The sequence below is a fragment of the Microvirga mediterraneensis genome, assembly GCF_013520865.1.
Taxonomy (GTDB): Bacteria; Pseudomonadota; Alphaproteobacteria; order Rhizobiales; family Beijerinckiaceae; genus Microvirga; species Microvirga mediterraneensis.
Map to the genome: position 1 here is coordinate 1,108,451 of NZ_JACDXJ010000001.1, position 22,420 is coordinate 1,130,870.

Sequence of the window (22,420 nt, forward strand, 5' to 3'; positions counted from 1 at the left end):
TGCACCCCGACTTTGGATCTAGGGCATCCTGCAGCGAAGTTGCCCCGGTTCGCAGCCAAAAAGATGCGGTCATAAAAACAAATGGCCGGGGGATCGCCCCCGGCCATCATGATCACGCTCACTTCATCGTCGGAATGGAGAATTCGGCGCCTTCCTTGATGCCGGACGGCCAGCGGGACGTGACCGTCTTGGTCTTGGTGTAGAACCTTACCGCATCAGGGCCGTGCTGGTTGAGGTCGCCGAAGCCCGAGGCCTTCCAGCCGCCGAAGGTGTAGTAGGCGAGCGGCACCGGGATCGGCACGTTGATGCCGACCATGCCGACGTTCACCCGGGAGGCGAAGTCGCGGGCGGCGTCGCCGTCGCGGGTGTAGATCGCGACGCCGTTGCCGTATTCGTGGTCGGAGGGCAGGCGCAGGGCTTCGTCGTAGTTCTTGGCGCGCACGACCGACAGGACGGGCCCAAAAATCTCTTCCTTGTAGATGCGCATGTCGGTGGTCACCTCGTCGAAGAGGCAGCCGCCCATGTAGAAGCCGTTCTCGTAGCCCTGCATCTTGAAGTCGCGGCCGTCGACCACGAGCTTGGCGCCTTCCTGGACGCCGAGATCGACGTAGGAGCGCACTTTCTCCATATGGGCCCGGGTCACCATCGGGCCGAAATCGGCCGACGGATCGGTGGAGGGGCCGACCTTCAGGCTCTCGACGCGCGGGATCAGCTTGTCCATGAGCGCGTCGGCCGTCGCCTTGCCGACGGGAACCGCCACCGACACGGCCATGCAGCGCTCGCCCGCCGAGCCGTAGCCGGCGCCGATGAGCGCGTCCGCCGCCTGGTCGAGATCGGCGTCGGGCATGATGATCATGTGGTTCTTGGCGCCGCCGAAGCACTGGGCGCGCTTGCCGTTCGCCGCGGCGCGGGAATAGACGTATTGGGCGATCGGCGAGGAGCCGACGAAGCCCACGGCCTTGATGTCCGGATCGTCGAGGATCGCGTCCACCACTTCCTTGTCGCCGTTGACCACGTTGAGGATGCCGGCGGGAAGCCCCGCCTCCATCATGATCTCGGCAAGGCGCATCGGCACGCCGGGATCGCGTTCGGACGGCTTCAGGATGAAGGCGTTGCCGCAGGCGATGGCGGGCGAGAGCTTCCACAGCGGGATCATGGCCGGGAAGTTGAACGGCGTAATGCCGGCGACGACGCCGAGCGGCTGGCGGATCGAATACATGTCGATGCCGGGGCCGGCGCCTTCCGTGAACTCGCCCTTCAGGAGATGCGGGATGCCCGTGCAGAACTCGGCCACCTCGACGCCGCGCTGGATGTCGCCCTTCGCGTCGGCGACCGTCTTGCCATGCTCGCGGGCGAGCATGTCGGCGAGGCTGTCGGTCTCCTTGGCGATGAGTTCGAGGAACTTCATCATCACGCGGGCGCGGCGCTGCGGGTTCGTGGCGGCCCAGGCGGGCTGCGCGGCCTTGGCGTTCTCGACGGCCTGGCGCAGCTCGTCCTTGGAGGCCAGCGCCACCCGGCCGAGGACCTCGCCGGTCATGGGCTGGAAGAATTCGGTGCTGCGACCCGACTTGCCGGCAACCTGCTTGCCGCCGATGAAATGTCCGACCTCGCGCATGGCGTCGTCTCCTCCTGAGGATGTTTTTCGTGCTCTTCTTCTATCATTGTTGAAATCGCACGACTATGGGTGAAACCAAAGCACCATTGTGCGAAAATACCAATACGGCCAAGGTGAGCCCATGAGCGCTTTCGATTGGGACGATCTCCGCTTTTTCCTGGCCGTCGCCCGGGCCGGCCGCCTCACCGTGGCCGCGCGGCAGCTGGAGGCCGACCACACCACTGTGTCCCGCCGTATCTCGGCCCTGGAGGCGGCGCTCAAGGCCAAGCTGTTCGAGCGCAGTCCGCAGGGCTACACCCTGACCGAGCCGGGTGAGCGACTCCTGAGACATGCCGAGAGCATGGAGACGCAGGCGCTCGCCGTCGCAAGCGAGCTCGGCGGAGCGGATCTCGCGCTCTCGGGCACCGTGCGAATCGGCGCGCCGGACGGGATCGGCACCTACTTTCTTGCGCCAGAACTCGGGGCGCTGGCCGAGCGGCATCCGGGCCTGACCCTGCAGCTCGTGGCCCTGCCGCGTACCTTCTCGCTCTCCAAGCGCGAGGCCGACATCGCCGTGACCCTGGAGCAGCCGACGGAAGGGCGGCTCGTCTCGCGCAAGCTCACCGATTACCGCCTGAGGCTCTATGCCTCGCAGGATTATCTCGACCGCCACGGGCCGGTGACGGAACTGGCCGATCTCGCAGGCAAGACCCTCGTCACCTATGTGGCGGATCTGCTCTACAGCCCGGTGCTCGATTATTTCTCGGGCCTTGAGAAATATACCGCCCGCCGCTTCGAATGCGCCAGCGTGGTGGCCCAGGCCGAGGCTGTCCGCGCGGGCGTCGGCATCGGCATCCTGCACGATTACGCCGTGCGCCAGTTTCCGGAGCTGCGGGTGGTGCTGCCCGACGTGTCGTATCTCCGCACCTACTGGCTCGTCACCCATGCGGATGTGCGCTCCTTACGCCGGGTGGAGGAGGTTTATTCCTTCATCCTGAGCCGGGTGAGAGCCAACCGGGGGCTTTTCGTGTGAAAACGCCGTGTCATCCCCGGCGCACGCAGTGCGGGAAGGGAGGTCCACGATCACGCGCTGAGCTGGGGATTCCCTCCCCCTCCGCTACGCTTCGGCCGGGAATGGCAAGCGACATGACATCCGTCGCTTTGCCCTTCACGCGAGCCCCTTATGGGACTAAGTCAAACGCCAAAGGACAACCCACGGAGATCCCCATGCCCTCCAAGCTCGACCAATTGCGCGCCATGACGGTCGTCGTCGCCGATACCGGCGACCTCGACGCGGTGCGCCGCCTGAAGCCCCAGGACTGCACCACCAACCCGACCCTGCTTCTGAAGGCGGTCGAGACCCCCGCCTACGGCCATATCATCGAGGAGGCCCTGGCCTGGGGCCGGTCCCAGGGCGGATCGCGCGAGGACGTGGTCGCGGCCATCTGCGATCGGCTGGCGGTGGCCTTCGGCGCCGAGCTTGCGAAGATCGTGCCCGGCCGGGTTTCCACGGAAGTAGACGCCGACCTCTCTTTCGATACCGAGGCGACGGTCGCCAAGGCCAGGGCCATCATCAAGGCTTACGGGGAGCGCGGCATCGGGCGCGAGAAGATCCTGATCAAGATCGCCTCCACCTGGGAGGGCATCCGCGCCGCCGAGATTCTCCAGAAGGAAGGCATCGACTGCAACCTCACGCTCCTGTTCTCCCAGGCCCAGGCCCAGGCCTGCGCCGAAGCGGGCGTGTTCCTGATCTCGCCCTTCGTCGGCCGCATCCTCGACTGGCACGTGAAGGCGGGCGGCGGTCCCTACACGGGAGAGACCGATCCCGGCGTGCTGTCGGTGCGCAAGATCTATGCTTCGTACAAGGCGCAGGGGATCAAGACCGTGGTGATGGGCGCGTCCTTCCGCAACATCGGCGAGATCGAGGCTCTTGCCGGCTGCGACCGCCTCACCATCTCGCCCGCGCTCCTCGACGAGCTGGCGAGCGCTGAGGGCGACCTGCCGCGCAAGCTCTCGGCCGAGAACGTGGAAAAGGTCCAGCCCCTGCCGCGCATGGACGAGAAGAGTTTCCGCTTCGCGCTGAACGAGGACGCGATGGCAACCGAAAAGCTCGCCGAGGGCATCCGCTCCTTCGTGAAGGACCTGCGCAGCCTGCGCACGCTCGTGGCGCAGCGGCTCGACGAGGCGAAGGCGGCCTGAGAACGCTCCACGTTCTGGTGAAAAGGGAGGCGATGATCTCGCCTCCCTTCTTGTGACCGAGGAGCCGGTTCAGCGATTGTCCGGCCGACTTCTCACCGCCTGCAATCCCTCCCGCGTGATGCGGTAAGGACCTCCGTTCGATGATGCGATAAGCCTTTTCTGGCGCAGCATCTTGAAGAGATCCATCGTGCAGAGCGACATGAGCCACCCTTCGCGGGTGAGGCATTCGATTTCGGAAATGCGGCCGTTCTCGTCTTTGTAATGTCGAATGAGGCCGCCTTGAGCGAGCACGTGCAGCACGCGCTGGCCATTGCGTGAAACGTTCACGGGAAAACCTGAGCTTTGTTCAAGAATGCAAGAGAGGCGCGCGCACGCGCGCATTCGGCTGTGGGATCAGCCGTGCCCGCCTGTCAGGTGGCGGGCTTTACCGGGACTCGGTCTCTCTGCGCATAAAAGCTCCAGGTTGAACGGCTTCCTTATAGAAGCCGTTCTCCGGTCACGTCAATCAGCCGCGGCTTGCCAGTGCCTTCTCGCGGATCTGTGTCAGCGACATGGTCGGCGTAATGACTTCCGGGTCGATGATGCAGTGCAGGATCGCCGGCTTGCCGGAGGTCAGCGCCCGTTGCAGGGCGGGGGCGAATTCCTCCGTCATGGTCACGCGCTCGCCATAGCCGCCGAATGCCTTCGCGTAGGCGGCGAAGTCAGGGTTCTTCAGCATCGTGGCCGAGACGCGTCCGGGATACTCGCGCTCCTGGTGCATGCGGATCGTACCGTACATGCCGTTGTCGAGCAGGATCACCAGGATCGGCAGATCATACTGCACGGCGGTGGCGAATTCCTGGCCGTTCATGAGGAAGTCGCCGTCGCCGGCGAACACCACCACGGGACTGTCGGGCCGGATGCGCTTGGCGCCGACACCGGCAGGCACGCCGTAGCCCATGGAGCCCGAGGTCGGTGCCAGCTGCGTGCCGTATTCGCGGAAGGGCCAGAAGCGGTGGACCCAGGTGGCGAAGTTGCCCGCGCCGTTGCAGAAGATCGTGTCGGAGGGCATCACCTTGCGCAGGTGTGCCATCACCTCGCCCATCTGCAGGCCGCCGGCGGTGCGGATGGCGCTCGGATCGCTCCAGGCCAGATAATCCGCATGCGCGGTCTTCGTGCTCTCGCCCCAGGGAAGCGAGGCCGGGGGATGCACGCCTTCCAGGGCCGCCGTGAAGGCGACCGGCGAAGCGTTGATGGCGAGATGCGGGGAATAGACCCGGCCGATCTCGCTCGGATCGGGATGGATGTGTATGAGCGTCTGCTGCGGCGCCGGAATGTCGAGGAGTGTGTAGGCTTGGCTCGGAATCTCGGAGAGGCGCCCGCCGACGAGCAGGACGAGGTCGGCTTCCTTGATGCGCGCGAGCAGCTTCGGGTTCACCCCGAGGCCGAGGTCGCCGATGTATGAGGCGTGATCGGCGGGAAACAGCATCTGGCGGCGGAACGTGCAGGCGACCGGCAGTTCGAAGCGCTCGGCGAAGCGCACGAAGCGCTGCACCGCGACCTCGGACCAGCGGCTGCCGCCGAGGAGCGCAATGGGCTTCTTCGCGCCGTGCAGCAGCTTCTGCAGCTCGGCCATCTGCGTCAGGCCCGGATGCGTCTCGACGATCTGGTAGCGCGGCGCGTCGGCGACCTGCGCCATCTCGGTGAGCACGTCCTCCGGCAGCGCGATCACGACCGGACCGGGACGGCCCGAGGTGGCGACGTGGAAGGCGCGGGAGATGATCTCGGGGAAGCGCGCCGGATCGTCCACCTCCGTGGCCCATTTGGCGAGCGGGCCGAAGGCGGCGCGGTAATCGAGTTCCTGGAACGCCTCGCGCTCGCGCATGCCGCGCTCGATCTGGCCGACGAACAGGATCATCGGGGTCGAATCCTGCTTGGCGATGTGGATGCCCGGCGAGGCGTTCGTGGCGCCCGGGCCGCGGGTGACGAAGCAGATGCCGGGACGGCCCGTGAGCTTGCCGTAGGCTTCCGCCATCATGGCGGCGCCGCCTTCCTGGCGACAGACCGTCACGTCGATCTTTGCGTCATGCAGCGCATCCAGCGCCGCGAGATAACTCTCGCCCGGAACGCAGAAGATGTGATCGACCCCATGGGTAAGAAGCTGATCGACAAGGATCTGGCCGCCGGTGCGGGAGGACGCTGTCATGGAAGGCTCGCGATGTAAGAGGGCAGATAACAAAACGGAGGGCACTTCTGCCCTCCGTGGTGTCTTTTGGAACGATCAGGCGTCCACGTCGAACTTCACGCCCTGGGCGAGCGGGAGGGTCGAGCCGTAATTGATCGTGTTGGTGGCGCGGCGCATATAGGCCTTCCAGGCATCGGAACCCGACTCGCGTCCGCCGCCGGTTTCCTTCTCGCCGCCGAAGGCGCCGCCGATCTCGGCGCCCGAAGGGCCGATATTGACGTTCGCGATGCCGCAATCGGAACCCGCAACTGAGACGAAGGCCTCGGCCTCGCGCAGGTTGAGGGTGAAGATCGAGGAGGAGAGGCCGGCGCCGACCGCGTTGTGCAGCGCGATCACGTCATCGAAATCCGAATAGCGCATCACGTAGAGGATCGGCGCGAAGGTTTCGCGCATCACCGGGCCGGTCTGGCTCGGCATCTCGACAAGGGCCGGGCGGGCATAGACGCCCTCATTGGCCACGTCCGTGTAGCGTCCGCCGCCATGCACCTTGCCGCCGGCTGCGCGGGCCTCGTCGAGGGCGCGCTCCATGTTGTCGAAAGCCGCCTTGTCGATCAGCGGGCCGACGAGCGTGCCCTCGGCGCGCGGGTCGCCGATCTTCACGCTGCCATAGACCTTCACGAGGCGCGGAACGAGCTGGTCGTAGACGCTCTCATGCACGAAGAGGCGGCGCAGGGTGGTGCAGCGCTGACCCGCCGTGCCCATGGCCGCGAAGGCGATGCCGCGCAGCGCCAGGTCGAGGTCGGCCGAGGGAGCCACGATGGCGGCGTTGTTGCCACCGAGCTCCAGGATCGCGCGGGCGAACCGCTCGGCGAGCTTCGGGCCGACCTGGCGGCCCATGGCCGTGGAGCCGGTGGCGGAGAGCACCGGGACGCGGTGGTCCTCGACGAGGATCTCGCCGATCTCGCGGCCGCCGAGCAGCACTTCGCAGAGGCCTTCCGGCACGCCGCCGAAACGCTTGGCGGCGCGCTCGACGATGGCGTGCGTGGCAAGGGCGGTCAGCAGGGTCTTCTCGGAGGGCTTCCACACCACGCTGTCGCCGCACACGAGGGCGAGGGCCGCGTTCCAGGACCACACGGCCACGGGGAAGTTGAAGGCCGAGATGACGCCGCAGACACCGAGCGGATGCCAGGTCTCCATCATGCGGTGATCGGCGCGCTCGGTCGCGATGGTCAGGCCGTAGAGCTGACGCGACAGGCCGACGGCGAAATCGCAGATGTCGATCATCTCCTGCACTTCGCCGAGGCCTTCCGAGACGATCTTGCCGGCTTCCAGCGTCACGAGGCGACCGAGGTCGTCCTTGGCGGTGCGCAGCTCCTCGCCGAGCAGGCGGATGAACTCGCCGCGCTTGGGCGCCGGGACCTTGCGCCAAGCCTTGAAGGCGGCGTCGGCGCGGCCGATGGCGGCCTTGGCCTCCTCGGGTGTCGTCTCGCGCACATGGGCGATCACCTCGCCGGTGATCGGCGACAGGGCCGGGCGGCCGCCGGACGCGAAGGCGCTCTCCGGCACGCCGAGGCGCGCGAGAATGGCGCGGGCCTCATCCGCAACGGAAGCGGGCGCGGAGGATACAGGTTTCAGGCTCGCGGTCATGTTGGTTCTCCCTGGATGCGGGCTTGGGCCTCTGGCGGCCCACCACCCTCGCTTGTCTTTGAAACGAAACGACGGCGGCACTCATGCCACCGTCTTAATGCATGACCGGGAAGCCTGGGAACTGCTTTTCCCGAATAGGGTCATGCCAATTTGTAAAGAACTCGAAGGGCGTGGCTCGAGATGCTCTGCTCCTCACAAGGGAGCTGTCATCCCCGGCGAGCGCCAGCGAGGGAGGGGGATCCACGATCACGCGCGGCGCTATGGATTCCCTTCCCCTCCGATGACTGCGCCATCTCCGGCCGGGAATGGCATTGCCCTTACGCCACCGCGTCGAGGCGGATGTTCTTCACCGCCGGCTCGCGGCCCTCGTCGAGGCGCTCGCCCGCATAGACGCGGCCGAAGCGGTTGGTGAGAAACCTGTCGAGGTCGACCTCCTCCTGGCGCACGAAGCCCTGCTTCGGCAGCTGGCCCGCCACAAGCAGGTCGAGCATGGCGCAGATGCCGGCCGCCGTGGTCACCTGGATGGCGGTGCGCTGGGTCCCGGCGACCTTCTGGCCGTAGACGCTGCGGGCATAGGTTTCCTGCACGTAGCGGCCGCCGCGCTCGCCGGTCACGGTCACGAAGACGATGACCATGTCCTGCATGGTGGCCGGAACGGCGTTCTCCAGGATGTCCTTCAGGACCTCGCGGCGGTTGCGCAGCTGAAGGTCGTTGAGCAGCACCCGCATCAGGGCGCAGTGGCCCGGATAGCGGATGGTCTTGTAGTTCAGGTTGCGCACCTTGCCTTCCAGGGTCTCGCACAGGGTGCCGAGGCCGCCCGAGGTGTTGAAGGCTTCGTAGCGGGTGCCGTCGAGGGAGAACTCTTCGAGCTCCTCCATGGCGGGGACTTCGCGGAGCTTGCCGTCCACGACCGCCTCGCAGCGCTCGATATACTCGTTGATGACGCCGTCCGTGCTCCAGGTGAGGTTATAGGAGAGGGCGTTCGAGGGATATTGCGGCAGGGCGCCGACGCGCAGGCGCACGGTGTCGAGCTTGTCGAAGCGGCTCGCGATGTCGTGGGCCACGATGGAGATGAACCCCGGGGCGAGGCCGCATTGCGGAATGAAGGCCGTGGTGGCGCCTTCCGCCAGCTCCTTCACCATGCGGGTGGTGGCGACGTCCTCGGTCAGATCGAAATAGTTGACGTCGGCGAGGCGCGCGGCCTGGGCCACGTGGCCGGTGAGGTGGTAGGGGGCGGCGCTGAGCACGGCGTAGCGGCCCTTGAGCGCGTTCTGCAGGGCGACCGCGTCATTGAAGTCGAGCTGGATCGTCTTGATGCCACCCTGGGCGACGGCTTCGAGGGCGGCGGCGGAGGAATCCGCCACGGTGACGTCGTAGTCGCCGGTCTCGTGAAGCATGTCGACGATGGTGGAGCCGATCTTGCCGGCGCCGATGACGAGGATCGAATGCATGGAGTTCTCCCTGTGATCGCCCCAGAAAAAGGCAAAGTGCCGCAGAACGCCATGGACAAGCTGACGGAAAGACGGATATTTTTCGGCACATCGCCATAGTAACTGGTCAGGTTGATGCTCGACGCCACGGATCGTGCCTTGATTGCGCTCCTGCGGGAGAATGCCCGGATCGGCCATGCGGAGGCCGCCCGGCGGCTCAAGCTCTCCCGCACGACCGTGCAGGCCCGCGTCGAGAGCCTGGAGCGCCGGGGAGTGATCGCCGGCTATACCCTGCGTCTGGCCGAGGAGGTCGCGAGCCGCATGGTGCGGGCGCACGTGACCATCGTGGTAGCCCCCAAGGCGTCGGGCGGCGTCGTCTCGGCGCTGCAGCGCATGCCAGAATTGCGCGCGCTTCATTCGGTTGCGGGTGTCTTCGATCTGCTGGCGGTGGTAGAGGCTGAGGACGTTCCCTCCCTCGACGCGGCCATCGACAAGATCGGCGCGGTCGAAGGGGTGGAGCGCACGCAATCCTCCATCATCCTCTCAACGAAATTCGAACGATGACCTCTGCAGCTTCCTCCTCAGCCGATGTCGTGATCGTGGGCGGCGCCGTCATGGGCTCCTCCACGGCCTATCACCTGCTCGCCGATTCCGGCTTCAAGGGACGCGTGGTCGTCATCGAGAAGGATCCGACCTACCAGCTCTCCGCCTCGGCCCTGTCGGCAGCCTCGATCCGCCAGCAATATTCGAGCGCGGTGAACATCCGCATCTCGCTCTACGGCATTGAATTCCTGCGCTCCATCGGCGATCGGCTCGCGGTCGACGGCGAGCGTCCGGAGATCGGCCTGAAGGAGGGCGGCTATCTCTATTGCGCGTCGGAGGCCGGTGCGTCGATCCTCGCCGAGAACCAGGCGCTCCAGGCAGCGGAAGGCGCCGACATCCTGTTCCTGAAGCCGGACGAGCTGAAGGCCCGCTTCCCCTGGCTCAACACGGAGGACCTGGCAGCCGGCACCTGGGGGCGCTCGGGCGAAGGCTGGTTCGACGGCTGGGGCCTTCTGCAGGCCTTCCGCAAGAAGGCCCGTTCCCTCGGCGCCGAATACGTGAAGGGCGAGGTTGCGGAAATCGAGCGGGACGGCGGCACCATCGTGGCCGTGCGCCTCAAGGACGGAACCCGCATCGCCTGCGGCACGCTCGTCAACTGCGCCGGCTCCGGCGGACGGGCCGTGGCGGCCATGGCCGGGCTCGACATCCCGGTCCAGGCCAAGCGCCGCTACGTTTTCACCTTCGCATGCAAGGGACCCGTGGAGAACTGTCCGCTGCTCATCGACACCTCGGGCGCCTATGTACGGCCCGAAGGGGAGGGGCACTTCATCTGCGGCGCCTCGCCGGAAGCGGATCTCGATCCCGACTGGTTCGACGAGGATCCCGCGTCGCAGGAAATCGACCACACCTTCTTCGAGGAGTTCATCTGGCCGAACCTGGCGCACCGCGTCCCGGCCTTCGAGGCGATCAGGCCGGGCCGTGCCTGGTCGGGCCCCTACGACATGAGCCTCCTCGACCACAACGCGATCATCGGCCTTGCGGGCGGGTTCAAGAACTTCCACCTCTGCAACGGCTTCTCGGGTCATGGCCTGCAGCAGGCCCCGGCCGTGGGGCGGGGCCTCGCCGAACTGATCGTCCATGGCGGCTACCGCACGCTCGATCTGACCGAACTCGGCCACGAACGCGTCCTCGCCAACCGGCCGCTGCTCGAGCGGAACGTGATCTAGATCCCGCCTTCCTCGAATGTGCGATAGGCCCAGACCCGGCCGCCGCGGTTCAGGTAGCGCTGCATGAGACCGGGCTGGCTGGCATCCGGCCGGGTGTCGACGGCGAGTTCGTTGACGCCCTCCCGGTCGGCCCGCTCGTCGCCGCGGCGCGCGCCGGTGCCGGTCGTCGTCCCCGAGCCCTGATGGTCTTGAGCGAACCGGTCCGTCCTGAGATCCGTGGTGCCCAAATCGTCCGAGCCTTCGGCCACGAGGCCCATGCCGGGCAGGGCGCTCGTGTTGGTCATGCCGCCGGTGGCGCCTCCGGCGATTCCGGCTCCGAGCGGTGCGCCCGCGTCGGCTCCGGAACCGCCGGAGGCGTGCTCGTTCAGCCATTCGCGGCTGCTGGCGTCGAGATCGACCGGGTCGAACATCTCCAGCACCCGCAGGGCCTCCTCGACATTGTCCTGGTCGACCTGCGCGGCGATCAGGGCGCAATGCCTGTGGATACCCTGCGCGAAGAGCCGCTTGTCGGCTTCCGGCAGGTTCAAATCATGGAGAGCGTCCAGGGTCTCGTCCCGCGCCGAGAGGGCGCGAAAGCCCGAGATCGACGAGATCTCGCGCGCCTCCGCATTGCCGGCGGCAACGATTCGGTTCTGGGCGATGCCCATTTCCAGCAAGGATTGAAGGGCTTGGCGGGCCTGGGCGGGATCCCTGAACAGGGCTGCGATCATCTGGGGCATGGGTTTCTTCCGTTGAGTTAATCCCTCAACGAAGAGGCGTTCCGGCTGTTCCCGGGGGCGGCCGTTAAGTCTTTTGGCGGAAAGGGCTTCCATTTTGAAGCCGGCTATGATTGTCATGTTTTCGTCATAGAAACGTCATCCGGCCTTAATGCAGGGGTGATGAACGACAAGAAGTCCCCGACGGGATGACATGGGAGAGATCACTATGATGAAGAAGTCACTCCTCGGCGCTCTGGCCTTCGGCCTGGCGACGAGCACCTCCGCCTTCGCCCAGACCGAGATCCAGTGGTGGCACGCCATGACGGGCGCCAACAACGAGGTCGTGAACCGGCTGGCGGACGAGTTCAACAACTCGCAGAAGGACTACAAGGACGTCGTCAGCTACAAGGGCCAGTACGCCGACACGCTGAACGCCGGCATCGCGGCCTTCCGCGCCGGCAACGCTCCCCACATCCTGCAGGTGTTCGAAGTCGGCACGGCGACCATGATGGGCGCCCGGGGTGCCGTGAAGCCCGTCTACCAGATGATGGCCGAAGCCGGCGAAAAGTTCGACCCCAAGGCCTACCTGCCGGCGATCACCGGCTATTACTCCACGGCCAAGGGCGAGATGCTCTCCTTCCCGTTCAACTCCTCCTCGATGGTCATGTGGATCAACAAGGACGAGCTGAAGAAGGCCGGCGTGAACGAGATCCCGAAGACCTGGCCTGAGGTTTTCGAAGCCGGCAAGAAGCTCAAGGCCGCCGGCCACGACACCTGCGGCTTCTCGAACGCCTGGGCTTCCTGGGCCAATGTCGAGCAGTTCTCCGCCTGGCACAACATCCCGATGGCCACCAAGGCCAACGGCCTCGACGGCTTCGACACGGAGATGAAGTTCAACTCTCCGGCGCACGTGAAGCACCTGCAGAACCTCGTGGACCTGCAGAAGGACAAGACCTACGACTATTCGGGCCGTGACTCGAAGAGCGAAGGCCGCTTCACCTCCGGCGAATGCGCGATCTTCCTGACCTCGTCGGGCTTCTACGGCAACGTGAAGGCCAACGCGAAATTCGACTTCACCTCGGTGCCGATGCCGTATTACCCGGACATCCAGGGCGCTCCGCAGAACTCGATCATCGGCGGCGCATCCCTGTGGGTCATGGGCGGCAAGAAGGCCGAGGAATACAAGGGCGTGGCCAAGTTCTTCGCGTTCCTGTCGGACACCGACCGCCAGGCCAAGCTGCACCAGGAATCGGGCTATCTCCCGATCACCAAGGCGGCCTACGAGAAGACCAAGGCTTCCGGCTTCTATGAGAAGAACCCGGTGCTCGAGACGCCCCTGAAGGAGCTGACCAACAAGGAGCCGACCGAGAACTCCCGCGGTCTGCGCTTCGGCAACATGGTCCAGATCCGCGACGTGATCTCCGAGGAGATCGAGGCGGCTCTCGCCGGCCAGAAGCCTGCCAAGGACGCCCTGGACGCGGCGGTCACCCGTTCGAACCAGATCCTGCGTCAGTTCGAGCGTACCGTTCGCTAACCCCGAACGACTGAAAACAGTTTTTCATCCCGGGCGGCCGAAAGCCGTCCGGGATGATCTTATAGGACAACCTCGCAGACCGGTGGACGCCGTCATCTGCACCGTCACCGGACAACCGTAAGCGCGATGGAAAAACGAGCTCATTTTTCAGGGTGGACGCTGCCTCTGCTGCTGATCCTTCCGCAGATGGCGATCACCGTCATTTTCTTCTACCTGCCGGCCTCGCAGGCGATCTGGCAGTCCTTCCTGCGCGAGGACGCCTTCGGTCTCGCTTCCGAATTCGTCGGCCTCGAGAACTACATCGCGGTCTTCGAGCAGCCTGAATATTACCGGGCGATGATCACGACCGTGATCTTCTCGACGCTTGTGGCCTTCTTCTCGCTCGCCGTCGCCCTTCTCTTCGCCACCCAGGCCGACAAGAGCCTGCGCGGTGGTCACGGCTTCAAGACCCTGCTGATCTGGCCCTATGCGGTGGCCCCGGCCATCGCGGGCGTGTTGTGGATGTTCATGTTCCATCCGACGCTCGGCATTCTCGGCCGCCCGCTCAACATCATGGGATTCCGCTGGAATCCCATGCTCGACGGCAATGACGCCATGATCCTGCTCGTACTCTCCGCCACGTGGAAGCATGTCAGCTACAACTTCCTGTTCTTCCTCGCGGGCCTGCAGGCAATCCCGAAGAGCGTGATCGAGGCCGGCGCCATCGACGGCGCGGGACCGCTCCGCCGCTTCTGGACGATCATCTTCCCGCTTCTGTCGCCGACCACCTTCTTCCTTCTCGTCGTGACCATCGTCTACGTGTTCTTCGAGACCTTCGGCATCATCGATGCCGTGACGGGCGGTGGCCCGGCCGGACAGACGACGACTCTCGTCTACAAGGTTTATGCGGACGGCCGCTCCGGCGGCGACCTCGGTCTCTCGGCCGCGCAATCGGTGGTCCTCATGGTCATCGTGATCGCGCTCACCGCCGTCCAGTTCCGCTATGTTGAACGCAAGGTGCAGTACTGATGGTCGAGAATCGTCCCTTTCGAGATTTCATGGCCTACCTGACGCTGGTCATCGGCGTCGTCCTGGTGGCCTTCCCGGTCTATATCGCCATCATGGCGTCGACCTTCGACACCGCCACCATCATCAACGGCAACATGCCATTGACCCCAGGCGACCAGGCGCTCGAAAACTACTCCCGCGCCCTGTTCTACGGCGGCAAGACGGCCCGCGAGCCCGTGATGGGCATGATGCTCAATTCCATGATCATGGCTCTGGGTATCGCGTTCGGTAAGATCCTGATCTCGATCCTGTCGGCCTATGCGGTAGTCTACTTCAAGTTCCCATTCCGCAGGACGGCGTTTTGGGTGATCTTCATCACCCTGATGCTGCCCGTCGAAGTGCGCATCTATCCGACCTATAAGATCGTCGCGGATCTGGGTCTTCTCGACACCTATTCCGGTCTCATTCTGCCGCTCATCGCGTCGGCCACCGGCACGCTCCTGTTCCGGCAGTTCTTCATGACAATTCCGGAGGAGCTTCTGGAGGCCTCGAAGATCGACGGCGCGGGCGCGTTCCGCTTCTTCAAGGACACGCTGCTCCCGCTGTCGATGACGACGATCGCGGCGCTCTTCGTGATCCAGTTCATCTATGGCTGGAACCAGTATCTCTGGCCGCTGCTGATCACCACGAAGAGCTCGATGCAGACCATCGTGATCGGCATCAAGAAGATGATCACCACGACCGATGCGCTGACCGAGTGGAACATCGCCATGACGACGGCCGTGCTCGCGATGATCCCGCCGGTCCTGGTCGTCATCTTCATGCAGAGGCTCTTCGTGAAGGGCCTCGTCGAAACGGAAAAGTGACGCGGGGAAGACCCGCAGGACCCTCCCGGAAAAGCCGGGCGGGTCCGTTCTCACAATGTTGGAATTTCGCCCGATGCCCCTGTGGCCCGGGCAACGGTCAAAAGGAATGGAACGATGGCAGGGGTAACCCTCGATACGGTCAGGAAGATCTATTCGGGCAACGTGGAAGCCGTGAAGGGCGTATCGCTCGGCATTGAGGACGGCTCCTTCTGCGTGCTCGTCGGCCCGTCGGGCTGCGGCAAGTCCACGCTTCTTCGCATGATCGCGGGTCTCGAGACGATCTCCGCCGGCGAGGTGAAGATCGGCGACCGGGTCGTGAACCAAGTGGAGCCGGCGGATCGCGACATCGCGATGGTGTTCCAGAACTACGCGCTCTACCCGCATATGAGCGTCTACGACAACATGGCCTACGGCCTGAAGAACCGGAAGACGCCCAAGGACGAGATCGAGAAGCGTGTGAAGGAAGCGGCCCGCATTCTCGCGATCGAGTCGTTCCTCGAGCGCAAGCCGCGCGCGCTCTCCGGCGGCCAGCGCCAGCGCGTGGCCATGGGCCGGGCCATCGTGCGCAAGCCCCAGGTCTTCCTCTTCGACGAGCCGCTCTCGAACCTCGATGCCAAGCTGCGCGTGCAGATGCGCGTCGAGATCAAGCGCCTGCAGAAGGCCCTCGGCGTGACGTCGATTTACGTGACCCACGATCAGGTCGAGGCGATGACGCTCTCTGACAAGCTCGTGGTGATGTCGGGCGGCCAGATCGAACAGGTCGGCAGCCCGTCCGAGGTCTACCGCCGTCCCGAGACCCGCTTCGTCGCCACCTTCATCGGCTCCCCGCCCATGAACATCCTGCCCGGCAAGGTCGAAGGCCCCGGCCGCGTGTCGGTCGGCGGACAGGTGATCGCCGTGTCGGACATGCGTGACGGCCTCACCCCCGGCTCCGCCATCGAAGTGGGCCTGCGCCCCGAGGACGTGCAGGCGGGCAGCGTGGGCTCCAGCTCCCTGTCCATGGATGTGGATTTCGTCGAGGAACTCGGCGCGACCCAGCTCTTCCACGGCAAAGTCGCCGGCGCTGACTTCGTCGTGCAGGCCTCCACCGGCCAGATCGCGGCCGACACCCGCAAGCTGGCCCTCGCGGTCGACCCGGCCAACGTCCACCTTTTCGATCCCCAGACCACGAAGCGCCTCGGCCGCGCGTGACGGCGGAATTGCCGGTTCGATGAACATCAAGAGGCCTCGGCACAGCCGGGGCCTTTTTCGTTGAGGCCTCCGTTTCGGACACCCTCCACGTCATGGCCGTCCCCGGACTTGATCCCGGGATCGGCCCCGGCCATCCCGCCGACGTGAAGCTCGGCGTTCCATGCCATCGGGATCACCGGCACGAGGCCGGTGATGACGTGGTGTGAGGAATAGGCCCGAGGTTGCGCCGCGTTCGAAGCCTCGGTATCCCTGTGTATCCAACGTGAGGAACAGTGATGACGGTCAAGCTTGATGGCGCCACTCTCGGCATTCAGGACGTGGTGCGCGTCGCGCGCCCCGATGCTGAAGGGACATTCGCCGCGGCCGCCCTGGCGCCGGAAGCGCGTGAGCGCATCGCCGCCACGCGGGACTATATCGACCGCACCTGGATGCATGACGACGCGCCGCTCATGTATGCCTTCAATACCGGCGTCGGCCTGTTCAAGGACCAGCGCGTCCTCATCAGCGACATGGCGGCCTACCAGCGGAAAACCGTCTATGCCCACGCCACCGGAGTGGGCGAGCCGTTCTCCGAGGACGTGACCCGCGCCATGATGCTCCTGCGCGCCAATGCCTTCGCGTCGAACTATTCGGGCCCCCGCGTCGAGCTGGTGGAGCGCCTCATCGCCTTCCTCAATGCGGGCCTGCATCCGGTCATTCCGCAGAAGGGTTCCGTGGGAGCCTCGGGCGACCTTGCGCCGCTTGCCCATATGGCCGGGGCGGTCTGCGGTTTCGAGGAGGCCGAGATGGTCTATCGCGGCCGCCGGATGCCGGCGCGCGAGGCCATCAGGGAGGCCGGCTTCGATCCCGATTTCGAGCTCGGCGCGAAGGATGCCTCCGCGCTCATCAACGGTTCGACCACGTCCCTCGCCCTCGGGGCTCTCGCCACGCACGATGCGCGGCGTCTGCTCAAGCAGGCCGACATCGCCATGTGCCTGTCGCTGGAAGCCATGCGCGGCGAGCTCGCGGCCTTCGATCCGCGCGTGCACAAGGCGCGGCCGCATCCGGGCCAGGCGCGCACGGCGCGCAACCTGCTGCGCATTCTCGAGGGCACGAAGCGCTGCTCGCAGGATGCGCGCGACATCGTCTTCCCCGACGAGCCGCGCCAGCCGGGAACGCCCGCTTCTCCCCGCGTGCAGGACGTCTATTCCCTGCGCTGCACGCCGCAGGTTCACGGACCTGCCGTCGAGGCGGTCGAGTATGTGGAGCGCATCATCGGCACGGAGATGAACTCCGCCACCGACAACCCGCTGATCTTCGACGATGGCCAGAGCGGCTACGTGTCGATCTCCGGCGGCCATTTCCACGGGCAGTACATGGCGCAGGCCATGGACTTTCTCGCCATCGCCATGGCGGATCTCGGGGCGATTTCTGAGCGCCGCCTCGCGCGCCTCATCGATCCCACCATGTCCTACGGGCTGCCTCGCAACCTGCTGGCCGGCAAGCGCGGCCTCAACACGGGCTTTGCCACGGTACAGTGCTCCATGTCGGCGCTGGTCATGGAGAACCGCGGGCTTGCGACGCCGGGATCCGTCGATTCCATTCCCGGTAAATCCAATGCCGAGGACCACGTTTCCAACTCCACCTGGTGCGGGCGCAAGGCCCGCATGGTGGTCGAGAACGTGGAGCAGATCGTGGCCGGGGAATTGCTGATGGCCGCGCAGGCGCTCACCCTCGTGGAGCCGCTTGCCAAGGATCATCCGCTGGGCAAGGGCTCACGCGCCGCAATCGACGCGATCCGCAACCTTATCCCGCCGGCGCTCGACGGCGACCGCTGGTACGCGGCGGAAATGCGGCAGGCTCTCGACCTCGTGCGCTCGGGTGCCGTGGTCGAGGCCGTCGAGAGCGCCATCGGCGAGCTGGAATGAAAAAGGGCCCGGTCATCCCGGGCCCTTTCTTTTGGCTAAGCTCGATTAGCGGCAGCGGCGGATGTCGCGATACACCACGCGGCCGTTGGGACGCACCACGCGTTCGCGCACGATGCGGCAGCGTTCCACACGGCGGTTCCAGCCCGGCCGTACGCCGCAATCCCGCACGGTGCGATAGACCACGCTGCCGTTCGGGCGCACGGTCCGCACGCGCCGCGTCACGCAGGCGACATCGTCCACAAGGCTTGGCGCCTGCAGCTGCTCGGCGCCGAAGCGGGCCTGGGCTTCTTGCGGTGCGGCGAAGAAACCTGCGCCGAGGGCAAGGGCGAATGCGGGGAGAATGATGGCTCGCATGGTCCATTCCTTATGTTGTGAGGAGGGGCTGACGACAACGGCATGTCTATGCCATGGTTCCTGAAGATGGGATGAACTTCATGTTGCCACGGGTTGTGATTCGTCTCGTTCACGCCTCGGACGCCACCGAGCTGATCGCCGCCAATCTCGCCAGCATTGATCTGCACGAGCCCTGGGTCTCGCCCTTCCGCGACCATGCGAGCTTCCAGGGCTATCTCGCCCGCTGCGACGGCGACCGCTCCATCGGGTTCATCGCCCGTGAGCGGGAGACCGGCAGGATCGTCGGCATCGTCAACCTGAGCGAGATCGTGCGCGGCTTCTTCCAGAGCGCCTATATGGGCTATTACGGCATGGCCGGCATGGCCGGGCGCGGGCTGATGAGCGAAGCGGTGAGTCTCGTGGTATCGCATGCCTTCGATGAACTCGGGCTGCACCGCATCGAGGCCAATATCCAGCCGGGCAACGAGCCGTCCCGCGCTCTGGTCAAGCGTCTCGGTTTCCGCCAGGAAGGCTACTCGCCGCGCTATCTCAAGATCGGCGGCGAATGGCGCGACCACGAGCGCTGGGCCGTGCTCGCGGAGGAATGGCGTAGATAAAGCATCGAGCGCAAAAGTGGGAACCGGTTTTGCGTGGAAAGATGCAAAGACCAGAGCATCGAGCGCAAAAGTGGAAACCGGTTTTGCGTAAAAAGATGCGGGAATTCGAAAAATTGAAGCATCGGACCTGCGTTCGGATTTCCATCCGATGCTTCAAGGCGGTTCAGGCGACGGGCCCGAGCTTCTTCTGCAGGAAGAAGCGGCTGCTACCGACGGGATAATCCTTCAACTCGCCGAAGACCTCGTATCCCAAGCGCCGATAGAGCGTGAGCGCCTTGGGATTGAGCGTGTCGATCCAGGCCGAATGACAGCCTTTGTTGCGCGCCTCTTCCTCGGCCATCGCGATCAGCCGCGTCGCAAGCCCCATGCCGCGGAAGGCCTCGGGTACGAAGAGAAGCTCGATGGCAAGCCAGCCGCCATTCATGCGGCCGCAGAGGCCCCCGACCGGCTCATCGCTGTCGGGATCGCAGATGGCGATGGAAAGATCCCGGCCGGATGGATGACCGGGGAAGAGAGTTTTGTTGAACCCCCGAACTCCCTGCAGAACGACGGGCTGGAGCGCGGAGGCATCGTCAACGAACGTGATCGTGGGCAACCGGGTCATCATAGGGCGCTCACGCCGAGATCCGTTTGACGGCATCGATCAGCACGCGCGCCGCCACGTCCGCATCCTCGACCGTGATCGATTCCGCCGGGTTGTGGCTGATGCCTCCCTTGCAGCGCACGAAGAGCATGGCCGAGGGGCAGAGATTGGCCATCGCGACCGCATCGTGGCCCGCGCCGGAGGACAGATGCAGCGGCTCGATGCCGAGGCTTCTCACGGCTCGTTCGAGCTGTGCGATCAAAGTCTTGTCCATCGGCGTGGCGGGGGATTCCATGAACGGCTCAATGGTGAAGTCCACATCGCGCCTCTGGGCGGCAGCCCGGCATTCGGTCACGATGTCCTCGACCATGGCTAGGCGCACCGCATCGTCCGGGGAGCGGGCATCGAGGGTGAAATCGACCCGCGCGGGAATGACGTTGATCGCGCCGGGCTGCACCTGTGCCACGCCCACCGTCGCCACCGTGTCGGTGCGCGTGGAGCCTGCGCGCTCCACGATACCGATCATCTCGGCCACGGCCGCGAGCGCATCGCGGCGCATATTCATCGGCACGGTTCCCGCATGGCCCGCCTCGCCGATCACGTGGGCGCGGGCACGGGTGATGCCGTTGATGGCGGACACGATGCCGACGGGCAGGTTCTTGGCCTCGAGCTGCGGGCCCTGCTCGATATGCACTTCGAGATAGCCGCGATAGCGCGCCGGGTCGCGCGCCAAGGAGGCGCCAGCATCCGGATCGCCGCCGAAGCGGATCAGCGCATCGCGCAACGTGGTTCCGTCCTGATCCCGGCCGTCGAGCCAGGCCGGATCGAAGCGGCCGGCCAGGGCCTGGGACGTGGAGAGATTCGTCGGGAAGCGCACGTTCTCCTCGTCGCCGAACGCCACGACCTCGATGGGGCAGGCGAGCTTGATGCCCTGCTGTTTCAGTGCCTCCACTACGGCGATACCGAGCACCACGCCGAGATTGCCGTCATAGCGGCCCGCATCGACGACGGAATCGATATGCGAGCCGATGAGGAGCGCGGGGGCATGCGGATCGGCGCCCTCGATGCGCCCGACGACGGAGCCGAGCGCGTCGATATGGGCGTTCAGCCCTGCCTGCCGCATCAGGCGCAGCGTGGCGTCGGCGGCTCTGCGATGGGCGTCGGAGAGATAGAGGCGGGTGATCCGGCCGGGTTCGTCCGTATACTGGGCCAGCTCCTCGATCATCGCCATCACGCGGCGGCCGAGGGTGAGATCTGTCGCGTTCGTCATGGGACCGAGAGTTTCAGGAACGGGATCGCTTCGCAAGGGGGAAAGGCGCGGCGCTTCCCGAAAGCGGATGGCCGGCACAAGGCCGGCCATGACGTGGAGAGTTTGCGAAACGCCCTCAGGCGGCCACGCCGAGCTTCTTCTGGAGGCTCGTGGAGGAGGTCGTGTATTGGAACAGGAGCCTCTTCTCGGGATAGACGTAGCGGTGCACCTTCTGGGCCGCGAGCGCGCCCTCGTGGAAGCCGGATAGGATGAGCTTCAGCTTGCCCGGATAGGTGTTGATGTCGCCGATGGCGAAGATGCCGGGCACGTTGGTCTCGAACTTCTCCGTATCGACCGGGATCACGTTCTCATGCAGGTTCAGGCCCCAATCGGCGATGGGGCCGAGCTTCATGGTCAGCCCGAAGAAGGGCAGCATCACGTCACAATCGACCGTGAACTCCGAGCCGTCGTCCTTGCGGATTACCGCGCCTTCGAGAACCGGCGCCTCGCCCTTGAGGGAGGTGACCTGGCCGAGATGCAGGTCCATGTCGCCGGAGGCGACCAGCGAGCGCATCTTCTCCACCGTGTGGGGCGCGGCCCGGAAGGCGTCGCGGCGGTGGAGCAGGGTCAGGCGCTTGGCGATGGGCTGCAGGTTCACCGTCCAGTCGAGGGCGGAATCGCCGCCGCCGACGATGAGCACCTTCTTGCCCCGGAACATCTCCATCTTGCGCACGGCGTAGTACACGCCGGTGCCCTCATAGGCCTCGATGTTGTCGATCGGCGGCTTCTTGGGCTGGAACGAGCCGCCGCCGGCCGCGATGATCACCGCCTTGCAGGTGAAGGTGGTGCCGTTCTCGGAGGTCTTGACCCGGAACAGGGGCGCTTCCGGCGTGCCGATGGATTCCAGGCTCTCTACCATCTCGTTGAGGTGGAAGGTCGGATGGAAGGGCTCGATCTGCGCCATCAGGTTGTCGACGAGGCCCTGGCCGGTCACCATCGGAAAGCCCGGAATGTCGTAGATCGGCTTTTCCGGATAGAGCTCGGCGCATTGGCCGCCCACCTTCGGCAGGATGTCGATGAGATGGCATTTGATGTCGAGGAGGCCTAGTTCGAACACGGCGAACAGGCCCACGGGCCCGGCACCGATGATGACGACGTCCGTTTCGATATGGTCGGTCATGAACAGGCTCCTTCGAGAGACCTTCTGGAAACATGGTCTCTCAGTCTAATCAATAGGGCAGGGTGACGGTCAGGCCCCGGTCGGCGCCAGGGTGACCTCCAGGCCGTCGAGTTCGGGGGTCCAGAGGATCTGGCAGGACAGGCGGGAATTGGGCCGCGTGATCACGGTGTCCAGCTGGTCCTCCTCCTCTTCCGTCGGAGGATAGAGCTTGTCCAGCCATTCCTCGGCGACGAAGACGTGGCAGGTCGCGCATTCGCAGGCGCCGCCGCACAGGCCCTCGATGGGCAGGCCCCAGTCGCGGATGATCTCCATCACCCGCCAGCCCTCGATGGCCTCGAGGGTGTGGCGCTGGCCGGCCCGGTCGGTCACATGGATGACGCCCATGAAGCGGGAAATCCTTATGTCGTGCATTCTGGGGTGAGGCGCGGAGGGGTTGCGCCGGAGGGGCTGATATCGTCCTTTCGGCCCGGTC

General features: G+C 65.3%; 21 protein-coding genes. 10 read left to right on the plus strand and 11 right to left on the minus strand.

The window, feature by feature from the left end; translation table 11 throughout:
* Positions 1 to 118: 118 nt before the first annotated feature.
* Positions 119 to 1,615 (minus strand): CoA-acylating methylmalonate-semialdehyde dehydrogenase, encoded by a 1,497-nt coding sequence (locus H0S73_RS05240; RefSeq protein WP_181051172.1) that lies wholly within the window; start codon positions 1,613 to 1,615, stop codon positions 119 to 121.
* Positions 1,616 to 1,736: 121 nt separating this feature from the next.
* Here H0S73_RS05240 and H0S73_RS05245 point away from each other — a divergent pair, with 121 nt between their 5' ends.
* The gene (locus tag H0S73_RS05245) at positions 1,737 to 2,627 is read left to right on the plus strand and encodes a LysR family transcriptional regulator (protein WP_181051173.1); all 891 of its coding nucleotides are present in this window, start codon (positions 1,737 to 1,739) and stop codon (positions 2,625 to 2,627) included.
* Positions 2,628 to 2,821: 194 nt separating this feature from the next.
* On the plus strand, positions 2,822 to 3,793 hold the full coding sequence (gene tal, locus H0S73_RS05250; RefSeq protein WP_181051174.1) for a transaldolase: 972 nt from the start codon (positions 2,822 to 2,824) through the stop codon (positions 3,791 to 3,793).
* Between the two features lie 69 nt (positions 3,794 to 3,862).
* Here tal and H0S73_RS05255 read toward each other — a convergent pair whose 3' ends face one another.
* The 4 genes from H0S73_RS05255 to H0S73_RS05270 all read right to left on the minus strand — a co-directional run bounded on the left by H0S73_RS05255 (position 3,863) and on the right by H0S73_RS05270 (position 9,055).
* Entirely contained in the window at positions 3,863 to 4,120 is a 258-nt protein-coding gene (locus H0S73_RS05255; protein ID WP_181051175.1) for a YjhX family toxin, read from the minus strand.
* A gap of 178 nt (positions 4,121 to 4,298) precedes the next feature.
* Complete coding sequence (locus tag H0S73_RS05260; protein WP_181051176.1) at positions 4,299 to 5,978, minus strand: thiamine pyrophosphate-binding protein; 1,680 nt, start codon at positions 5,976 to 5,978, stop codon at positions 4,299 to 4,301.
* Between the two features lie 75 nt (positions 5,979 to 6,053).
* Positions 6,054 to 7,604 (minus strand): L-piperidine-6-carboxylate dehydrogenase, encoded by a 1,551-nt coding sequence (gene amaB / locus H0S73_RS05265; protein WP_181051177.1) that lies wholly within the window; start codon positions 7,602 to 7,604, stop codon positions 6,054 to 6,056.
* A 317-nt stretch (positions 7,605 to 7,921) separates the two neighbouring features.
* Positions 7,922 to 9,055: a saccharopine dehydrogenase family protein gene (locus H0S73_RS05270; protein WP_181051178.1), complete on the minus strand. Its 1,134-nt coding sequence runs from the start codon at positions 9,053 to 9,055 to the stop codon at positions 7,922 to 7,924.
* A 114-nt stretch (positions 9,056 to 9,169) separates the two neighbouring features.
* Here H0S73_RS05270 and H0S73_RS05275 point away from each other — a divergent pair, with 114 nt between their 5' ends.
* Together H0S73_RS05275 and H0S73_RS05280 are read left to right on the plus strand one after the other, a co-directional pair.
* On the plus strand, positions 9,170 to 9,598 hold the full coding sequence (locus H0S73_RS05275; RefSeq protein ID WP_181051179.1) for an Lrp/AsnC family transcriptional regulator: 429 nt from the start codon (positions 9,170 to 9,172) through the stop codon (positions 9,596 to 9,598).
* On the plus strand, positions 9,595 to 10,803 hold the full coding sequence (locus tag H0S73_RS05280; RefSeq protein ID WP_181051180.1) for an NAD(P)/FAD-dependent oxidoreductase: 1,209 nt from the start codon (positions 9,595 to 9,597) through the stop codon (positions 10,801 to 10,803). Before H0S73_RS05275 ends, H0S73_RS05280 begins: the two co-directional genes overlap by 4 nt.
* Here H0S73_RS05280 and H0S73_RS05285 read toward each other — a convergent pair.
* Positions 10,800 to 11,522, minus strand: coding sequence for a hypothetical protein (locus H0S73_RS05285; protein ID WP_181051181.1), 723 nt, complete (start codon positions 11,520 to 11,522; stop codon positions 10,800 to 10,802). The two genes, H0S73_RS05280 and H0S73_RS05285, sit on opposite strands and share 4 nt — an antisense overlap.
* 205 nt (positions 11,523 to 11,727) lie before the next feature.
* Here H0S73_RS05285 and ugpB point away from each other — a divergent pair, with 205 nt between their 5' ends.
* From ugpB to H0S73_RS05310, 5 genes are all read left to right on the plus strand, one after another.
* Positions 11,728 to 13,035 carry a sn-glycerol-3-phosphate ABC transporter substrate-binding protein UgpB gene (gene ugpB, locus H0S73_RS05290; protein WP_181051182.1) on the plus strand — a complete coding sequence of 436 codons (1,308 nt, stop codon included), beginning with the start codon at positions 11,728 to 11,730 and terminating at the stop codon, positions 13,033 to 13,035.
* A 126-nt stretch (positions 13,036 to 13,161) separates the two neighbouring features.
* On the plus strand, positions 13,162 to 14,043 hold the full coding sequence (gene ugpA, locus H0S73_RS05295; RefSeq protein ID WP_181051183.1) for a sn-glycerol-3-phosphate ABC transporter permease UgpA: 882 nt from the start codon (positions 13,162 to 13,164) through the stop codon (positions 14,041 to 14,043).
* On the plus strand, positions 14,043 to 14,888 hold the full coding sequence (ugpE, locus tag H0S73_RS05300; RefSeq protein ID WP_181051184.1) for a sn-glycerol-3-phosphate ABC transporter permease UgpE: 846 nt from the start codon (positions 14,043 to 14,045) through the stop codon (positions 14,886 to 14,888). The genes ugpA and ugpE overlap by 1 nt, the downstream gene beginning before the upstream one ends.
* Positions 14,889 to 15,002: 114 nt before the next feature.
* The gene (locus H0S73_RS05305; protein ID WP_181051185.1) at positions 15,003 to 16,079 is read left to right on the plus strand and encodes a sn-glycerol-3-phosphate import ATP-binding protein UgpC; all 1,077 of its coding nucleotides are present in this window, start codon (positions 15,003 to 15,005) and stop codon (positions 16,077 to 16,079) included.
* A 275-nt stretch (positions 16,080 to 16,354) separates the two neighbouring features.
* Positions 16,355 to 17,986, plus strand: coding sequence for an HAL/PAL/TAL family ammonia-lyase (locus tag H0S73_RS05310; RefSeq protein WP_181051186.1), 1,632 nt, complete (start codon positions 16,355 to 16,357; stop codon positions 17,984 to 17,986).
* Between the two features lie 45 nt (positions 17,987 to 18,031).
* Here H0S73_RS05310 and H0S73_RS05315 read toward each other — a convergent pair whose 3' ends face one another.
* The gene (locus H0S73_RS05315) at positions 18,032 to 18,340 is read right to left on the minus strand and encodes a hypothetical protein (RefSeq protein ID WP_181051187.1); all 309 of its coding nucleotides are present in this window, start codon (positions 18,338 to 18,340) and stop codon (positions 18,032 to 18,034) included.
* 80 nt (positions 18,341 to 18,420) lie between these two features.
* Between H0S73_RS05315 and H0S73_RS05320 the strand changes: the two genes are divergently transcribed.
* Positions 18,421 to 18,936, plus strand: coding sequence for a GNAT family N-acetyltransferase (locus tag H0S73_RS05320; protein WP_202049774.1), 516 nt, complete (start codon positions 18,421 to 18,423; stop codon positions 18,934 to 18,936).
* A 163-nt stretch (positions 18,937 to 19,099) separates the two neighbouring features.
* Here the strand turns inward: H0S73_RS05320 and H0S73_RS05325 are convergent, their stop codons facing one another.
* The 4 genes from H0S73_RS05325 to H0S73_RS05340 form a co-directional block, all read right to left on the minus strand.
* Positions 19,100 to 19,543, minus strand: a complete 444-nt coding sequence (locus H0S73_RS05325; RefSeq protein WP_246388735.1) for a GNAT family N-acetyltransferase — start codon at positions 19,541 to 19,543, stop codon at positions 19,100 to 19,102.
* Between the two features lie 7 nt (positions 19,544 to 19,550).
* Positions 19,551 to 20,789 (minus strand): allantoate amidohydrolase, encoded by a 1,239-nt coding sequence (locus H0S73_RS05330; protein WP_181051188.1) that lies wholly within the window; start codon positions 20,787 to 20,789, stop codon positions 19,551 to 19,553.
* Positions 20,790 to 20,904: 115 nt separating this feature from the next.
* Positions 20,905 to 21,948 (minus strand): NAD(P)/FAD-dependent oxidoreductase, encoded by a 1,044-nt coding sequence (locus H0S73_RS05335; protein WP_181051189.1) that lies wholly within the window; start codon positions 21,946 to 21,948, stop codon positions 20,905 to 20,907.
* A gap of 69 nt (positions 21,949 to 22,017) precedes the next feature.
* Positions 22,018 to 22,332, minus strand: coding sequence for a 2Fe-2S iron-sulfur cluster-binding protein (locus H0S73_RS05340; RefSeq protein WP_181051190.1), 315 nt, complete (start codon positions 22,330 to 22,332; stop codon positions 22,018 to 22,020).
* Positions 22,333 to 22,420 lie beyond the last annotated feature (88 nt).

What these genes read in the sequence shown, in the direction of transcription:
- H0S73_RS05315 (WP_181051187.1), bottom strand. Translation starts at nt 18,340, where the DNA reads ATGCGAGCCATCATTCTCCCCGCATTCGCCCTTGCCCTCGGCGCAGGT.
- H0S73_RS05285 (WP_181051181.1), bottom strand. Translation starts at nt 11,522, where the DNA reads ATGCCCCAGATGATCGCAGCCCTGTTCAGGGATCCCGCCCAGGCCCGC.
- amaB (WP_181051177.1), bottom strand. Translation starts at nt 7,604, where the DNA reads ATGACCGCGAGCCTGAAACCTGTATCCTCCGCGCCCGCTTCCGTTGCG.
- ugpA (WP_181051183.1), top strand. Translation starts at nt 13,162, where the DNA reads ATGGAAAAACGAGCTCATTTTTCAGGGTGGACGCTGCCTCTGCTGCTG.
- H0S73_RS05340 (WP_181051190.1), bottom strand. Translation starts at nt 22,332, where the DNA reads ATGGGCGTCATCCATGTGACCGACCGGGCCGGCCAGCGCCACACCCTC.
- ugpB (WP_181051182.1), top strand. Translation starts at nt 11,728, where the DNA reads ATGATGAAGAAGTCACTCCTCGGCGCTCTGGCCTTCGGCCTGGCGACG.
- ugpE (WP_181051184.1), top strand. Translation starts at nt 14,043, where the DNA reads ATGGTCGAGAATCGTCCCTTTCGAGATTTCATGGCCTACCTGACGCTG.
- H0S73_RS05270 (WP_181051178.1), bottom strand. Translation starts at nt 9,055, where the DNA reads ATGCATTCGATCCTCGTCATCGGCGCCGGCAAGATCGGCTCCACCATC.
- H0S73_RS05320 (WP_202049774.1), top strand. Translation starts at nt 18,421, where the DNA reads ATGTTGCCACGGGTTGTGATTCGTCTCGTTCACGCCTCGGACGCCACC.
- H0S73_RS05325 (WP_246388735.1), bottom strand. Translation starts at nt 19,543, where the DNA reads ATGATGACCCGGTTGCCCACGATCACGTTCGTTGACGATGCCTCCGCG.
- H0S73_RS05330 (WP_181051188.1), bottom strand. Translation starts at nt 20,789, where the DNA reads ATGACGAACGCGACAGATCTCACCCTCGGCCGCCGCGTGATGGCGATG.
- H0S73_RS05280 (WP_181051180.1), top strand. Translation starts at nt 9,595, where the DNA reads ATGACCTCTGCAGCTTCCTCCTCAGCCGATGTCGTGATCGTGGGCGGC.
- H0S73_RS05305 (WP_181051185.1), top strand. Translation starts at nt 15,003, where the DNA reads ATGGCAGGGGTAACCCTCGATACGGTCAGGAAGATCTATTCGGGCAAC.
- H0S73_RS05275 (WP_181051179.1), top strand. Translation starts at nt 9,170, where the DNA reads ATGCTCGACGCCACGGATCGTGCCTTGATTGCGCTCCTGCGGGAGAAT.
- H0S73_RS05260 (WP_181051176.1), bottom strand. Translation starts at nt 5,978, where the DNA reads ATGACAGCGTCCTCCCGCACCGGCGGCCAGATCCTTGTCGATCAGCTT.
- tal (WP_181051174.1), top strand. Translation starts at nt 2,822, where the DNA reads ATGCCCTCCAAGCTCGACCAATTGCGCGCCATGACGGTCGTCGTCGCC.
- H0S73_RS05310 (WP_181051186.1), top strand. Translation starts at nt 16,355, where the DNA reads ATGACGGTCAAGCTTGATGGCGCCACTCTCGGCATTCAGGACGTGGTG.
- H0S73_RS05245 (WP_181051173.1), top strand. Translation starts at nt 1,737, where the DNA reads ATGAGCGCTTTCGATTGGGACGATCTCCGCTTTTTCCTGGCCGTCGCC.
- H0S73_RS05240 (WP_181051172.1), bottom strand. Translation starts at nt 1,615, where the DNA reads ATGCGCGAGGTCGGACATTTCATCGGCGGCAAGCAGGTTGCCGGCAAG.
- H0S73_RS05335 (WP_181051189.1), bottom strand. Translation starts at nt 21,948, where the DNA reads ATGACCGACCATATCGAAACGGACGTCGTCATCATCGGTGCCGGGCCC.